Here is a 14,921-nt window from a genome sequence, read left to right as displayed (position 1 = left end):
CATGAATCAGACGCTACTTTCAGACTTCGGCACGCCGACAGAACGCGTTGAACGCGCGATCGACGCACTGCGCAACGGGCGCGGCGTAATGGTGCTCGATGATGAAAATCGTGAAAACGAAGGTGACATGATCTTCGCCGCGGAAACCATGACCGTTGAGCAGATGGCGCTGACCATCCGCCACGGCAGCGGTATCGTGTGCCTGTGCATCACCGAAGAACGCCGTCAGCAGCTTGAGCTGCCGATGATGGTGACCAACAACTCCAGCCAGTTCCAGACCGCCTTCACCGTGACCATCGAAGCGGCGCAGGGCGTGACCACCGGGGTTTCCGCTTCCGATCGCCTGACCACCATCCGCGCGGCGGTGGCAGACAGCGCCAAGCCGAGCGACCTGAACCGTCCGGGCCACGTGTTCCCGCTGCGTGCGCAGCCGGGCGGCGTGCTGAGCCGTCGCGGCCACACCGAAGCAACCATCGATCTGGTCTCCATGGCCGGTTTCAAACCTGCCGGCGTACTGTGTGAACTGACCAATGACGACGGCAGCATGGCGCATGCGCCGGAAGTGATTACCTTCGCCAAACAGCACGACATGGTAGTGCTGACCATCGAAGATCTGGTGGCCTACCGCCAGGCGCACGAGAAAAAAGCCAGCTGATAGCCGGCCGCTTTCAACGATAAAAAAGCCGCGTAACGCGGCTTTTTTTGTGGCTACCGTTTTGACAGGCGTTCGCCGATGCGGCTGGCGTAATTCATCACGTGGAAGGTGTAGTTCTCCTCAACCGTACCCTGGAACAGATGCGCCCAGGGGCCGATGGCGTAGATGCCGAGATCTTCCCCGCCGTGCGTCTCGCTTTTCAGCGGCACCAGCGCCGGCTGAATAAAGTCGGGCGCGGTGGTTTGCTCCATGGTCAATGCCGGGCGCTCGGCCAGCGGGATTGTGCCGCCGGGGCCGTTGGCGAAACCGAGGGTGGTGTAGGGCTTGCCGTCGCTGCCCAGCCGAGGTTTACCGTCGACGCCGACGGAAATGCCGAGGATAGGATTGCCGCGCTTGGCATAGCCGGCGATGGTCAGCGTGTGGCTGTGATCGCCGGTCACGATCACCAGCGTTTCGTCCAGGTTGACCTTGCCGACGATGGTTTTCACCGCCTCGTTCAGGGCGACCGCGTCGCTCAGCGTGCGGTAGGCGTTGCCGTTATGGCTGCCGTGATCGACGCGCCCGCCTTCTACCAGCAACAGATAGCCTTCGGGATTCCTGGCCAGAATATCGATGGCCTTGCCGGTCATCTCTGCCAGTGAAGGTTCTCCCGCCGCGTCTTGCCGTCGATCGTGCTCGAAGTTCATGTGTGATGGCTCGAACAGGGCCAACAGATGGTCGACCTTACCCGGCTCGATTTTATCGAACTGTGCCTGATTCCATACGTATTGCCCACGCTCGCCGTAGCGCTGCAGCCAGGCCTGCGTCAGGTCGCGGCCATCCTTTCTGGCGCCTGTTTTGCCGGGATATTCCGGATCGCTCACGCTGTCGGGCAGGAAGTTGGCGCGCCCACCGCCCATCGCCACGTTCAGGCCGTTGCCGTATTTCATTTCCACCAGCTGGCGCGCGATGTCGCGGCAGCCTGCGGCCAGGGCATCCGCCGGTATTTTGGCGTCAGACTCCCAGTCGCGGTTGGCGATATGGGCATAGGTGGCGCCCGGCGTGGCGTGGGTAATGGTCGCGGTTGTCACGGCGCCGGTGGCCATGCCGAGCGTTGCGGCCATCTCCCAGAGCGTGGTGACGGCCTTGGTTTGCTGATCCTCGCAATTGTTGAGGGTGGCCGTATGGTTTAGGCCCATCAGATCGTTGATGGTTTTGACGCCGGTGGTCATTGCCACCGCGCTGGGCGCAGAGTCGGTGATTTGGGCGTCGGCGGAATAGGTTTTGGCCGCCGCCAAATAGGGGAAGGCTTCCCAGGCCAGCACGTTGGACTCGCCATCCACGCCGCGCTGCTGCCCTTCAAAAATGCGGGCGGCGGTCACGGTGGAAAATCCCATGCCGTCACCGACCACCAGAATGACGTTTTTGGCGCGGTTGGTGTTTGGTGTCTGCTTCAGCCGCTGTTGCAGCTGGGCTTGCGCCTGAAGGAAGTAAGGGTCTTTGCGCTGCGTCAGCGGCGCGTTGTCCACCGCGCCGGCGGCGACTGCCCCCGTGGCGAACAAGGTCATGGAAAGCGCCAGGCGGGTTGCCAGTGTGAGTCTGAACATGAATTCCTCCTTGGTGAGACGTGATTCCCGTAGCGCCGACGGGCTGCCAACACCCTGTCGACTGAAGGAGGAGTGTATAGATCGCGTTAACAAAGAGTACATAAATTGTTCACAAATTAGATCTGTGTGGCAGTAATGCCATGGTATTCACGTTGATTATTAATTATTTGAAAAATATGCATTTTTTAACTTTTTGTTTGCCAGTCTATTTTTCCGGCTTTTATTTCAAATTTATTGAATATCTTCATCACGGTTATCCGGCTGTGTTGATGCGTCAAAGCGCGTAATGTAGCGGCATAGCACAATTTGAACTGAGGATCCCACTATGAACACCTCTCGTATGCCGGCACTGTTTCTTGGCCACGGTAGCCCTATGAACGTGCTGGAAGACAACCGTTACACCCGGGCATGGCGTGCGTTGGGTGAGTCATTGCCGCGGCCGAAGGCGATCGTGGCGGTTTCTGCGCATTGGTATACCCGTGGCACTGCGGTCACTGCGATGGAAAAACCCAAAACCATTCACGACTTCGGCGGGTTCCCGCAGGCGCTGTTTGATACCCGTTATCCGGCGCCGGGCTCTCCCGCGCTGGCCACGCAGCTGCAGCACATTCTGGCGCCGGTGCCGGTGACGGCCGATCTCGGTGAGTGGGGGTTGGATCACGGTACTTGGGGCGTATTGATCAAGATGTATCCCAATGCCGATATCCCGGTGGTGCAGCTCAGCGTCGACGGCACGCAGCCGGCAGCCTATCACTATGAGCTGGGTCGTAAACTGGCGGCGCTGCGCGATGAGGGGGTGATGATCGTCGCCAGCGGCAACGTGGTACACAACCTGCGCATGGTGAAATGGCAGGGCGATACCAGCGCCTACCCGTGGGCGGAATCGTTCAATAACTTTGTCCGGGATAACCTGCGCTATCGGGGCGACAACCACCCGCTGGTGGATTTCATGCGCCATGAGGGCGCGGCGTTGTCAAACCCGACGCCGGAACACTATCTGCCGTTGCTGTACGTGCTCGGCGGCTGGGATGGAAAAGAAGCCATCAGCGTGCCGATCGACGGTATCGAAATGGGGGCGCTGAGCATGCTGTCGGTGCAGGTGGGGTAAAGAAAAAACGCCAGTCAGAGACTGGCGTTTTGTCTTCAGCGGGGTGATCAGCCGAGGATGGTGTGCGGATAGAAGCGCGACAGATCCTGCGTGATCAGTTCGCGATCTTCGCGCAGGCCGATGCCGCAGGGTTGATCGTTCACCAGCCAGCTGCCGATCAGCGTGTAGCTGTCTTCGAACTTCGGAAGCGGATGGAACTGCTGCACGATCATGCCTTCTTCACCGTACGGCCCATCGACGCGCGCCACTTCCTGACCGTTTTCGACGATCTGGATATTGGCGCCTTCGCGTGAGAACAGCGGTTTGGTGACGTAATGATCCATCGGCGGATGATCGTCTTGCGCGAAATAAGCCGGCAACAGGTTAGGGTGGTTAGGGAACATTTCCCACAGCAGCGGCAGCAGCGCCTTGTTGGAGATGATGCTCTTCCAGGCCGGCTCCAGCCAACGCACGCCGGCGTCTTCCAGCTTGGTGGAGAACATCTCGCGCAGCATGAATTCCCACGGGTAGAGCTTGAACAGGTTGCCGATCACCTGATCCTGCAGATCGGTAAACTGGCCTTTCTCGCCAAGACCAATCTCTTCCATGAACAGGAACTCGGTCGGCAGACCGGCTTCCTGCGCGCAGTCCTGCAGATATTGCACCGTGCCGCGATCTTCTTCGCTGTCCTGGCAGCAGGCCAGGTGCAACAGGCCGAAGCCGTGATGCGCTTTCAGCTCGGCGAAACGCTCGATCAGCTTCTCCTGCAGGCTGTTGTACTGATCCGATTCCGGATCCAGCTTGCCGGCGTTGATCTGGTCTTCCAGCCACAGCCACTGGAAGAAGGCCGCCTCATACAGCGAGGTTGGCGTATCGGCGTTGTTCTCCAGCAGCTTCGGCGGGTTGACGCCGTCGTAGGCCAGATCGAGACGCGAATACAGCGACGGCTGGTTGGTGCGCCAGGAGCTGCGCACGAACTCCCAGGTGTGTTTCGGAATGCAGAACTTGGCCATCAGCTCATCGCTGCCGACCACCTTTTCCACCACCTGCAGGCACATCTGGTGCAGCTCGGCGGTGGCGTTTTCGATCTCTTCAATCTGCGCCAGCGTGAACTGGTAATAGGCGTCTTCACACCAGTACGGCTCGCCGTACATGGTGTGGAAACGGAAACCGAACTCGGTCGCTTTTTCACGCCAGTCCGGGCGCTCGGTAATAGCAATACGTTTCATGCATCAACCGCCCATGCTGCGAGAGCCGGAGTTGGAAGTGGCGCTGCTGCGCTGCATGCTGGTCTGCTTGGCCACGGTCTCGCCGAAACCACCGCGGGTCACGGTGTTGGTGACCGCAGGCTTTGGCGCCATGGCGGTTTTCGGCACCGTCATGGTGCGGCCGCCGGCGGTGGCCGGGCCGTAGCTCTTGCCGCTGGCGTCGACAAACTTGCCGTTCGCCGGGCTGGCGGCGTTCTTGGAAGTGAACAGTGGCTGCTGCGCGAAGCCGGAACCGCCCATCAGGCGGCCCATCATGTAGCCCGCCATCAGCGGCATCCAGAAGCTGCCGCTGCTTTGCGATTCCGCCGCCATGCCGGCCTGTGCCGGCGCCTGGGTGCACTGCGCTTCGCCGAACTCGGCGACGCAGTCTTCGCGGGTGGCGTATTTCGGCGCGGTTTTCGCCGCTTCTTGCAGGGCGTTGTTGTAGGAGGTGGTGCACTGCTCGCTCATCGAAGGATTGGCGCGCGAACAGTCATCGGCATTCTGATACAGGGAGACCGTTTCATCGCTCTTCTCGCAGCCGGCCAGCATAAAGACGGCGCTGATCGCCAAGGCCACGGGCGCGACACGGTAGCTGCGCCAGGATTTGCGGAACGTCTCTTGGTTGATGTTTTTTGTCCGTTTCATCGTTATCAATCCCATCATGCGGGCTGTTTTCGCCCTTTCCCAGTAGTGGCGCTAAGGATAGGGGAAACATGGTCAAAATTAAAGCTGAAACGCCCGTAGAATCCACTCTTTACGCAGTTATACGTTGGGGTGTGCGCCAGTTCGCTTTCGCGGCGAAAAAACGCGCGTTGGCGTTTCATCATGAAACGTTATCGCTATGATGATGTTCCATAATGGAACAAAAATCGCGAAGCTCGCCAGGCGGGTGGCAGGCGCTCATAGTCGAAGCACAACAACAAGCCGGCGGCGAAGTCGGCGCGTCATCACCTGATATCTGAACGTTACCATCGCCAACTCCCTACAAGGATCCAGTTATGTTGAGAATCATCCAGTCACCAGGTAAATACATTCAGGGCGCCAATGCGCTAGCCGTCGTCGGCGAATACGCCAAATCCCTCGCCGATCATTACCTGGTGATCGCCGACGACTTCGTGATGCAGCTGGCGGGCGACACCCTAATGGGCAGCCTGCAGCAGCACGGCGTGAAACATCACGCGGCCCGCTTCAACGGCGAGTGCTGCCGCAAAGAGATAGACCGGCTCGGCCGCGAGCTGCAGGCCCACGGTTGCCGCGGAGTGATCGGCGTCGGCGGTGGTAAGACGCTCGACACCGCCAAGGCCGTCGCCCACTACCAACAGCTGCCGGTGGTGCTCATTCCCACCATTGCTTCCACCGATGCGCCGACCAGCGCGCTGTCGGTTCTCTACACCGAACAGGGCGAATTCGCCGAATACCTGATCTACCCGCGCAACCCAGATATGGTGGTGATGGACAGTTCCATCATCGCCAACGCGCCGGTGCGCCTGCTGGTGGCCGGCATGGGCGACGCGCTTTCCACCTATTTCGAGGCGCAGGCCTGCTTCGACGCTCAGGCCACCAGCATGGCCGGCGGCAAATCGACGCTGGCGGCGCTCAGTCTGGCGCGGCTGTGCTATGACACGCTGCTGGCCGAAGGGGTGAAGGCCAAGCTGGCGGTCGAGGCCGGCGTGGTAACGGAAGCGGTGGAGCGCATTATTGAGGCCAATACGTATTTGAGCGGCATCGGCTTCGAGAGTAGCGGGCTGGCGGCGGCGCACGCCATTCACAACGGTTTCACCGTGCTGGAAGAGTGCCACCACCTGTATCACGGCGAAAAAGTGGCGTTCGGCACCTTGGCGCAGCTGGTATTGCAGAACAGCCCGATGGCGCAGATTGAAACCGTGTTGGCGTTTTGCCATGACATCGGCCTGCCGATCACGCTGGCGCAGATGGGCGTCACCGGCGACGCGACGGCGAAGATGATGGCGGTGGCCGAGGCCAGTTGCGCCGCCGGCGAAACCATTCACAACATGCCGTTCAAGGTCACCCCTGCGGGCGTGCAGGCGGCGATCCTGACGGCGGACAGGCTGGGCACCGCCTGGCTGCAGCGTCATTGATACCGTTGGGGCGCGGTGCGCCGCGCCCCTGGGCTTACAGAGGAAATCATCGTGAAAAAACTGATTAATCAGGTCGAGTCGGTGTTGGAAGAGCAGTTGCAGGGGCTGGCGGAGGCCCATCCCGAGTTGCTGGTGCACGCGGATCCGGTGTTCGTGACCCGCGCCGACGCGCCGGTGGCGGGCAAGGTGGCGATCCTGTCCGGCGGCGGTAGCGGCCACGAGCCGATGCACTGCGGTTTCGTCGGCGAAGGGATGCTCGACGGCGCCTGTCCGGGCGAGATTTTCACCTCGCCGACGCCGGATAAAATGTACGAGTGCGGTCAGGCGATCGACGGCGGCGCCGGCGTGTTGCTGCTGATTAAGAACTACACCGGAGACGTGCTCAACTTCGAAACTGCCACCGAACTGCTGCACGACAGCGGCGTCGCGGTGGCGACGGTGCTGGTGGATGACGACGTGGCGGTCAAAGACAGCCTGTTCACTGCTGGGCGACGCGGGGTGGCCAACACCGTGCTGATGGAGAAACTGCTGGGCGCCGCCGCAGCGCGCGGCGACGATCTGGACAGCGTGGTGACGCTGGGGCATCGCATCAACAACCACGGGCATTCGATTGGCATTGCGCTGGGTGCCTGTACCGTCCCCGCCGCCGGCAAACCGTCGTTCACCCTGGCGGAGAACGAGATGGAGTTCGGCGTCGGCATTCACGGCGAGCCGGGCATTGCGCGCCGCCCGTTCACCACGCTCAACGCGGCGGTGGACGACATGTTCCATACGTTGATCGACCACGGCCACTATCAGCGCACGATCCGCGTCTGGGATCGTCAGCAGGGCGAGTGGCGCGACGAGATGCAGACCAAGCAGCCGCTGACGCGCGGCGATCGGGTGATCGCGCTGGTCAATAACCTGGGTGCCACGCCGCTGTCCGAGCTGTATGGCGTCTACCATCGATTGGCGGAGCGTTGCGCCGAGGCGGGCATCATTATCGAACGCAACCTGGTGGGTTCTTATTGCACCTCGCTTGATATGCAGGGCGTGTCCATCACGTTGTTGAACGTGGACGACGAGCTGTTGTCCTTGTGGGATGCGCCGGTGAAAACGCCTGCGCTGCGTTGGGGTTGCTGAGGAGGAATTATGGCGTTGACCAAACAACAGGTCGTCGATTGGCTGATGCGTTGCGGCGAAGTATTCAACCGGGAGCGCGATTTTCTCACCCAACTGGACACCGAGATCGGCGATGCCGACCACGGTCTGAACATGAATCGCGGTTTCAATAAGGTGGTGGAAAAGCTGCCGTCGGTGGCGGACAAGGATATCGGCTTTATCCTGAAAAACACCGGTATGACGCTGCTGTCGAGCGTGGGCGGCGCCAGCGGTCCGCTGTTCGGCACCTTCTTCATCCGCGCGGCGCAGGCGGCGAACGCCAAGCAAAGCCTGGATCTGGTGGAGCTGCATCAGGTGATGCAGGAAGGGGTGGAAGGCGTGGTGATGCGCGGTAAGGCGGAGCCGGGCGACAAGACCATGTGCGACGTCTGGTGGCCGGTGGTGGAAAGCCTCGGCCAGGCCGCGCAGCAGAACCTGAGCGTGGCGGAGGCGCTGCAGCGCGCCGCCGACAGCGCCGAGCGGGCGGTGGAGAGCACCATTACCATGCAGGCGCGTAAAGGGCGGGCCAGTTACCTGGGCGAGCGTAGCATCGGCCACCAGGATCCCGGCGCCACTTCGGTGATGTTGATGATGAAAACGCTGGCCGAGGTCGCCGGCAGTTAGCAGGAGGCGAGATGATTAATATCGTGGTGGTTTCGCACAGCGCGTTGCTGGCGCGCGGCGTTGAGCAGTTGGCGCGGCAGATGATGCGCGGCGACGGCTGCAAACTGGCGCTGGCGGCGGGCGTGGATGACGAGCAGCACCCGATCGGTACCGACGCGGTCAAAGTGATGGAGGCGATCGAAGCGGTCGCCGACGGCGACGGCGTTCTGGTGCTGATGGATCTGGGCAGCGCGCTGCTCAGTGCCGAAACCGCGCTCGATCTGCTGGACCCGGACCTGGCCGCCAAAGTGCGGCTGTGCGCGGCGCCGCTGGTTGAAGGCACCCTGGCGGCGGTGGTGGCCGCCAACTCCGGTGCTTCGCTGGAACAGGTGGTGGCGGAGGCGCAGGGGGCGCTGCAGGCCAAGCAGGCACAGCTGGGTGAGGCTTCACCGACGGCGAAAAGCGTGGCCTTGCCGCTGGCGCAGGGCAAAAGCGTAACCTGGACGGTGCAGAACCCGCACGGGCTGCATGCGCGCCCGGCGGCGCGGCTGGTCGAGACGCTGGCGCCGTTCAAGGCCGAGCTGGTGCTGGAGAAGCAGGGGCAGTGCGTCGATCCGCGCAGCCTCAATCAGCTGGCGCTGCTGCAGGTGCGTCACGGCGACACCGTTCGCCTGATCGCCGACGGTGCGCAGGCGGACGAGGCGCTGGCGGCGTTCAAAGCGCTGGCGGAACAACATTTCGGCGAGACGGTCTCCGAGCGGCAGCAGCCTTCGCTGCACGGTATCCCGGTGGCGGAAAGCGTCACCAGCGGACCCGTGTTCCAGGCCCACAGCTTCTGGCCGCCAACCGTCGATCGACGGATTGGTGCGGACGAGGTGTTGGGCGAACAGCAACGCCTGCGGGAGGCACTACAGCACACGCTGAGCGATCTGAACCGGCTGGCGGAGCGTACCGGCACGCTGATCGGCAAGCCGCAGGCGGCGATCTTCGGCGCCCACAGCATGCTGCTGGACGATCCGGATCTGCAGCAGGCGGCTTACACCCGCATCGCGCAGCAGCTGTGCTGCGCCGAGCAGGCCTGGCGGCAGGTGCTGGGGGCGATCGCCGAAGAGTACCGTGAGCTGGATGACGACTACATGCGGGCGCGCGAATTGGACGTGCGCGACATGCTGCGCCACACGCTGTGCCATCTGCAGGGGCTGCCGCTGCCGGCCATGGCGCTCGCAGAACCGTCAATCTTGGTGATGGACGAGCTGATGCCCTCGGAGGTGGTGATGCTCGACAGGCGGCTGGTGCTCGGCATCTGCCTGAGCGGCGGCAATGCCCTGTCGCACAGCGCCATTCTGGCGAAGGCGATGGGCATTCCGATGGTGGTCGGCATGCAGGATTGCCTGAGCAAAACCCGCAGCGGGCAGAAGGCGATGCTGGACGCCGCGCGCGGGGTATTGCAGCTCAGCCACTAGGCACGCAGCTTGAACTGGCGGATGTCGATCCCGTGCTGTTTGATCTTCCGCCACAGCGTGGTGCGGCCGATGCCCAGCAGCTGCGCCATCTCCGTCACCTGGCCACGGCTGACGGTCGCCGCGCGCAGGATCGCCTGGCGTTCCATGTCCGTCAGCGTCAACAGCGGTGCGCCGGGCTGCGGATCGCTTTCCAGCAGCGACGGCTGGCCGAGCAGGTGCGCCGGCAGATCCGCCAACTGGATGTGGTGGCCGTGGCAAATCATTGCCGCGCGCTCCACCACCCCTTTCAGTTCCAAATCGTTGCCCGGCCACAGATAAAGCGCCAACTGGGTCATCACCTCGTCATCCACCCGGAAGCGACACTGAAAATGCTGCTCCAGCGTGCGCAGATGGTGTTTGACCAGCAGCGGGATATCGCTCAGCCGCTGGCGCAGCGGCGGGATCAGGATTTCGAACGCCTGCAGGCTGTAAAACAGCTGGCGGCGGAAGCGGTTTTGCTGCACCAGCAGCGGCAGATCGGCGGCGCTGCCGGCGATCACACGCACATCGACCGGGATCACCCGGCTGGAATTGAGGCGGATCACCACGCCGGTTTTCAACACCTGCAGTAGCGCCGACTGCATCTCCGCCGGCAGGTATTCGATCTGTTCGAGGTACAGCGTGCCGCCGTTGGCCAATTCGAATTTACTGAGCTGGCCCGCCTCTTCTTCGCTGGCGTCGTTGCCCAGCAGCTCACGCAGCCCCTGCGCCTGCGTCAGCAGCTGGCAGTTGAGGGCGATATACGGCCCGGCGGCGCGTTCGCCGGCGTTGTGGATAGCCTGGCTGAGCAGCTCTTTGCCAACGCCTTCTTCTCCGCGCAACAGGATCGGATGCTGGCCTTTGGCCGCCTGCTGCCCGTAACGGATCAGTCGCCGCATTTCCAGCGAGGTGGAGGGCATCTGTTCGAAGCTGTGGCTGACGCGCCCCAGCTGGCTGCTGACATACTGGCGCAGCCGTTCGAGCGGGTGCAGCAGGGCGATGAAACTGCAGCGATCGCCGTCGAAAATCGGCTTGAGCGTCAGCAATGCGGCGATAAATTGTCGCTGACTTTCGAAGGTGACTTCGACGTGTTGCAGCGGTTGGCGATCGGCGATGGCGCGCTTGAGCAGCGCGGGCAGCGTCAACAGCTGCGTCAGCGGCTTGCCCTGGCTCTGCTGTTCGTCCAGCTTCAGCAGGCCGGCGGCGCGCTGGTTGATGTATTGCAGGTAGCCGCGGTGATCCCAGGCCATGACGCCGTCGTCCACGCCGTCCAGCAGGCCGTAAAGCTGATTCAGATGGCGGTTGGATTCCGCCAGCAGGCCGTCGGCGTTCAGCGAGTTACCGATTTCGCGGGCGATGGCCAGCGTCAGCGACAGATCGCCGGCGGCGCAATCGGGCAGCAGGCAACCCAGGGCGATCGAGCCGCGCTGGCGGCCGCTGTTGTCGTAGACCGGCGTGGCGCAGAACGACCAGCCGTGCAGCGCCTGGCGCACATGCTCTTCACCGCTCACCCGTACCGGGTGGCCTTCCGCCGCCGCCAGCGCCGGAGCATTGGTGCCGATCTGTCCCTCGGCCCAGTAAGCGCCGGGGGCGAATCCCAGTTGCTGCAAATGCTCCCAGGTTTGGGCGTCGCCGCAATGCCACAGCGTGCAGCCGCTCTCGTCGAGGATCAGCAACAGACAACGTCGCGGCTCCATGTATTCGCAGGCGTCTTCCAGCGCCGCCTGGCCAAGCGTCAGCAGATCGTTCTTGCGGCGGCAAATCGATTCGAAGGTGGCGCCCTGAGCGCGGTGCGGTGCCTGCCAAACGTCTGGCTGCATCAGGCTGCGGCAGCGTAGCCAGGAGGCGTAAACGGCTTGTGTCGGGCGCAGCGGCGGCGGCAGTTCACCGTCGTTAATCAGCCGCTGCCAGCGTGAATCGTTGTCCATCGAACCTCATCCAGACTGCGAAAACGAGAGTGAAGATGATACCACCTGGTGTAGCGGCGGCTGTGAGGCGGTGGGCAGAAGCGGGGAAATCGGGGCAAAAAAAAACGGGGCGCGGCGCAGGCCGGACCCCGTGTTTATCAACGTGCGCGCATCAGTTGCGGAATGGGTTGCCGCTGTGGCGAGCCGGTTGGCTGGAGGTAACGGCCGGCGCGGATACGCGAGTGGCCGCCGGTGCCGGCGCCGCGGTTTGTTGCATCGGCGCATTGTCCTGATAACCGTCCGCATAGGCGTCCTGCGCGCGGTTTTGCGGTGCGACGGCGTCAGGCGCGGTCGACACCGGTTTGCCCAACGCGCCATTCAGCAGCAGCAGATCGTTCTGGTTCAGCGTGCCGAGCGCCGACTTGATGTTCAGCTGGTTGATCAGATAGGTATAACGCGCGTCGGACAGTTGACGTTTGGCGTTATACAGGGTGGTGGTGGCGTCCAGCACATCGACGATGGTGCGGGTACCGACCTGATAACCGGCTTCCATCGCGTCCAGGGAGCTCTGCGCGGAGATCACCGCCTGTTTGTAGGCGTTAATGCTGCTGATCGAGGCGTTAACGTTGTTGAACGACGAACGCACGGTCTGCACCACGCTGCGGTGGGAGCTTTCCAACTGCTCACTGGCGCCGACGAAGCCGTACTGCGCTTGTTTGACCTGCGAGTTGGTCGCGCCGCCGCTGTATAGCGGCAGGTTGAAGCTGATGCCGACCTTATTTTGGCCCGCATCGGAGTCGCTGTAGCGTGCGGCATTCGCGCCGCCGGTGTTGGAGCCGTTGTATTTGGTATTGCTGATGCCGGTCGACGCGCTGACGTCAATCGTCGGCATATAGCCAGTTTGGGCTGCGCGGATTTGCTCACGCGCCAGATCCTGGCTCAGACGGGCGGACAGCAGGCTCAGGTTGCGCGCTTCCGCTTCTTTCAGCAGGTTGTTCACCGCTTCCGGGCGCTGGGTACTGAAGCGATCGGTATTCAACGAGGCCAGCTCCGGGTAGAAGGCCCCGGTCACCTGGCGCAGCGTTTCCAGCGCGTTATCCAGATCGTTGCGGGCGGAGACTTCGGCCGCCAGCACGGTGTCATAGTTCGAACGGGCGTTCTGCACATCGGTGATCGCCACCAGGCCCACGTTGAAGCGTTGGGTGGTTTGATCCAGCGTGCGGTAGACCGCGTCTTTCTGCGCCTGGGTATAGGACAGCGTGTCGATCGCTTTCAGCACGTTGAAGTAAGCGGTGGCGGTGTTGAGAATCAGCGACTGCTCTGCGGTCTGGAAGGTGACGTCGGAGATGCCGGCGGTCTTTTCCTGCAGCGTCAGCTGGCGCCATTTCGACATGTCGAAGAGGGTTTGCGTCAATGCCAGCGAACCGCTGGTCACGTTGCTGTTAACGCCATTGCTGTCACGATAACCGTTGGTGTAATCGTAACCTGCGGTTAAACCGAGCTGCGGCAACAGCGGGCTGCGCGCTTCATTGATCTTTTCGAATGCGGCGTCGCGGTCAGCAGCACTTTTGCGCAGATCCGGGTTACTTTCCCTGGCCTGTTTGTAGACCTGCAGCAGGTTCTCTGCCTGGCTCATTGCACTGAAGCCGCCCAGGCTCAGTCCGATAAGAAGGGGGAGCAGTTTCTTCATTTGCATTCCTTGTTGTGCAGCAATATTGCTATGTTAGCGCTGACGATAGACGAAATAGTTGCCGATTCTAGCAGAGTCTGCGGTACGCATCAGGTGGCTGAATGTGCCATCTCACGTAACTTTTACCTTTCAGACCGCCCATTTACCTTGGCGTACTGCCCCGGTCGACTGCAGCTGATATTATGGCTGACAATCCGGATTGTTTCCCGCTATTACCTGCGAGCGCACAAACGTGCCGCATCCGGCGGCGAGAAACAGCCTAACATAAAGCCGCGGCGGAGAGTCCCGCTGTTTCTGTCATCAAAACCGTTTATTTTATCGGCATACTCAAGCAGGAGAATTCGCGCATGAACCGTTCGCAGCCGTCGCCCGTTACTTTCGATAAAAAAGATGTAGAAATTATTGCACGCGAGACGCTGTACCGTGGTTTTTTTTCACTCAATTTATACCGGTTTCGCCATCGGTTGTTCAATGGCGAAATGAGCCCTGAAATCACGCGTGAAATTTTCGAGCGCGGCCATGCGGCGGTGCTGCTGCCCTATGATCCGGTGCGCGATGAAGTGGTGCTGATTGAACAACTGCGCATCGCCGCGGTCGATACCCGTAATTCGCCCTGGCTGCTGGAAATGGTGGCGGGTATGATCGAAACCGGCGAAAGCGTCGAAGACGTGTGCCGCCGCGAAGCGCAGGAAGAGGCCGGCGTGGTGGTCGGGCGCTGTAAGCCGGTGCTGAGCTACCTGGCCAGCCCCGGCGGTACCAGCGAACGTTTGTCGATCATGGTCGGCGAAGTGGACGCCCGCACCGCCGAGGGCATCCACGGTCTGGCGGAAGAGCATGAAGATATCCGCGTCCACGTGGTCAGCCGCGAGCAGGCTTACCGCTGGGTAGAGGAGGGCGCGATCGATAACGCCGCATCAGTGATTGCATTGCAATGGCTGGCGTTGCACCATGAATCGTTGAGAAAAGAGTGGGCCAACTAATGAAACAGCGCTATACCCCTGATTTCCCCGAAATGATGAGATTGTGCGAAACCAACTTCGCGCAATTGCGCCGCTTGCTGCCGCGCAACGATGAAGCGGGCGAAACGGTGACTTATCAGGTGAACGGCGCCGGCTATCGTTTGACCATCGTTGAGTCCACGCGTTACACGTCGCTGGTGGAGATCGAGCAGATCTTTCCGGCGGTCAGCTACTGGAGCCTGCCCGCGATGACGGTGCGGTTGTACCATGACGCCATGGTTGCGGAAGTGTGTTCCAGTCAGCAGATCTACCGCTTTAAAGCGCGTTATGATTATCCTAATAAAAAGTTGCATCAACGCGACGAAAAGCATCAAATTAACCAGTTTCTTGCTGATTGGCTGCGCTACTGTTTGGCGCATGGAGCGATGGCGGTTCCGGTTTGTTAGACAGACTGAAATAACAAA

Annotated in this window: 13 protein-coding genes; 8 read left to right on the top strand and 5 right to left on the bottom strand. The window is 61.5% G+C overall.

The annotated features are described in order from the left end of the window. The first annotated feature begins 1 nt into the window (after position 1). On the top strand, positions 2-655 hold the full coding sequence (gene ribB / locus ACJ8HA_RS18055; protein ID WP_004937218.1) for a 3,4-dihydroxy-2-butanone-4-phosphate synthase: 654 nt from the start codon (positions 2-4) through the stop codon (positions 653-655). 53 nt (positions 656-708) lie between these two features. Here ribB and ACJ8HA_RS18050 read toward each other — a convergent pair whose 3' ends face one another. Continuing rightward, positions 709-2,241, bottom strand: coding sequence for an alkaline phosphatase (locus ACJ8HA_RS18050; RefSeq protein ID WP_442515427.1), 1,533 nt, complete (start codon positions 2,239-2,241; stop codon positions 709-711). Positions 2,242-2,566: 325 nt separating this feature from the next. Between ACJ8HA_RS18050 and ygiD the strand changes: the two genes are divergently transcribed. Further along, on the top strand, positions 2,567-3,349 hold the full coding sequence (gene ygiD / locus ACJ8HA_RS18045) for a 4,5-DOPA dioxygenase extradiol (protein ID WP_025304317.1): 783 nt from the start codon (positions 2,567-2,569) through the stop codon (positions 3,347-3,349). Positions 3,350-3,396: 47 nt separating this feature from the next. Here the strand turns inward: ygiD and ACJ8HA_RS18040 are convergent, their stop codons facing one another. Together ACJ8HA_RS18040 and ACJ8HA_RS18035 are read right to left on the bottom strand one after the other, a co-directional pair. Next, positions 3,397-4,557 (bottom strand): glutathionylspermidine synthase family protein, encoded by a 1,161-nt coding sequence (locus ACJ8HA_RS18040; protein ID WP_025304316.1) that lies wholly within the window; start codon positions 4,555-4,557, stop codon positions 3,397-3,399. Positions 4,558-4,560: 3 nt separating this feature from the next. Then, positions 4,561-5,223, bottom strand: coding sequence for a DUF1190 family protein (locus ACJ8HA_RS18035; RefSeq protein ID WP_025304315.1), 663 nt, complete (start codon positions 5,221-5,223; stop codon positions 4,561-4,563). A 353-nt stretch (positions 5,224-5,576) separates the two neighbouring features. Here ACJ8HA_RS18035 and ACJ8HA_RS18030 point away from each other — a divergent pair, with 353 nt between their 5' ends. Genes ACJ8HA_RS18030 through dhaM form a run of 4 tightly spaced genes read left to right on the top strand, consistent with a single transcriptional unit; the run spans position 5,577 to position 9,883 of the window. Continuing rightward, a complete protein-coding gene (locus tag ACJ8HA_RS18030) occupies positions 5,577-6,677 on the top strand; it encodes a glycerol dehydrogenase (protein WP_043142071.1) in 1,101 nt (366 codons plus the stop codon). A 51-nt stretch (positions 6,678-6,728) separates the two neighbouring features. Then, positions 6,729-7,799: a dihydroxyacetone kinase subunit DhaK gene (gene dhaK, locus ACJ8HA_RS18025; RefSeq protein ID WP_043142075.1), complete on the top strand. Its 1,071-nt coding sequence runs from the start codon at positions 6,729-6,731 to the stop codon at positions 7,797-7,799. Positions 7,800-7,808: 9 nt separating this feature from the next. Beyond that, positions 7,809-8,441 carry a dihydroxyacetone kinase subunit DhaL gene (dhaL, locus tag ACJ8HA_RS18020; protein ID WP_346421813.1) on the top strand — a complete coding sequence of 211 codons (633 nt, stop codon included), beginning with the start codon at positions 7,809-7,811 and terminating at the stop codon, positions 8,439-8,441. 11 nt (positions 8,442-8,452) lie between these two features. Further along, positions 8,453-9,883 (top strand): dihydroxyacetone kinase phosphoryl donor subunit DhaM, encoded by a 1,431-nt coding sequence (gene dhaM / locus ACJ8HA_RS18015; protein WP_442515426.1) that lies wholly within the window; start codon positions 8,453-8,455, stop codon positions 9,881-9,883. Here the strand turns inward: dhaM and dhaR are convergent. Together dhaR and hasF are read right to left on the bottom strand one after the other, a co-directional pair. Beyond that, positions 9,880-11,829, bottom strand: coding sequence for a dihydroxyacetone kinase operon transcriptional regulator DhaR (gene dhaR / locus ACJ8HA_RS18010; protein ID WP_197780852.1), 1,950 nt, complete (start codon positions 11,827-11,829; stop codon positions 9,880-9,882). The genes dhaM and dhaR overlap by 4 nt on opposite strands. Positions 11,830-11,980: 151 nt before the next feature. Beyond that, positions 11,981-13,498: a multidrug efflux transporter outer membrane subunit HasF gene (hasF, locus tag ACJ8HA_RS18005; protein WP_049296255.1), complete on the bottom strand. Its 1,518-nt coding sequence runs from the start codon at positions 13,496-13,498 to the stop codon at positions 11,981-11,983. 347 nt (positions 13,499-13,845) lie between these two features. On the opposite strand from hasF, the gene nudF reads away from it, so the two are divergent. Together nudF and ACJ8HA_RS17995 are read left to right on the top strand one after the other, a co-directional pair. Then, complete coding sequence (gene nudF, locus ACJ8HA_RS18000; protein ID WP_043142088.1) at positions 13,846-14,478, top strand: ADP-ribose diphosphatase; 633 nt, start codon at positions 13,846-13,848, stop codon at positions 14,476-14,478. Then, the gene (locus ACJ8HA_RS17995) at positions 14,478-14,903 is read left to right on the top strand and encodes a DUF1249 family protein (RefSeq protein WP_004937244.1); all 426 of its coding nucleotides are present in this window, start codon (positions 14,478-14,480) and stop codon (positions 14,901-14,903) included. Before nudF ends, ACJ8HA_RS17995 begins: the two co-directional genes overlap by 1 nt. Positions 14,904-14,921: the final 18 nt, after the last annotated feature.

Origin of the sequence: Serratia sp. CY33802, assembly GCF_052169095.1 — a bacterium.
GTDB classification, from domain to species: Bacteria; Pseudomonadota; Gammaproteobacteria; order Enterobacterales; family Enterobacteriaceae; genus Serratia; species Serratia bockelmannii.
The sequence above is the reverse complement of the archived record's forward strand: the minus strand, read 5'-3'. Positions and strand labels throughout refer to the sequence as shown.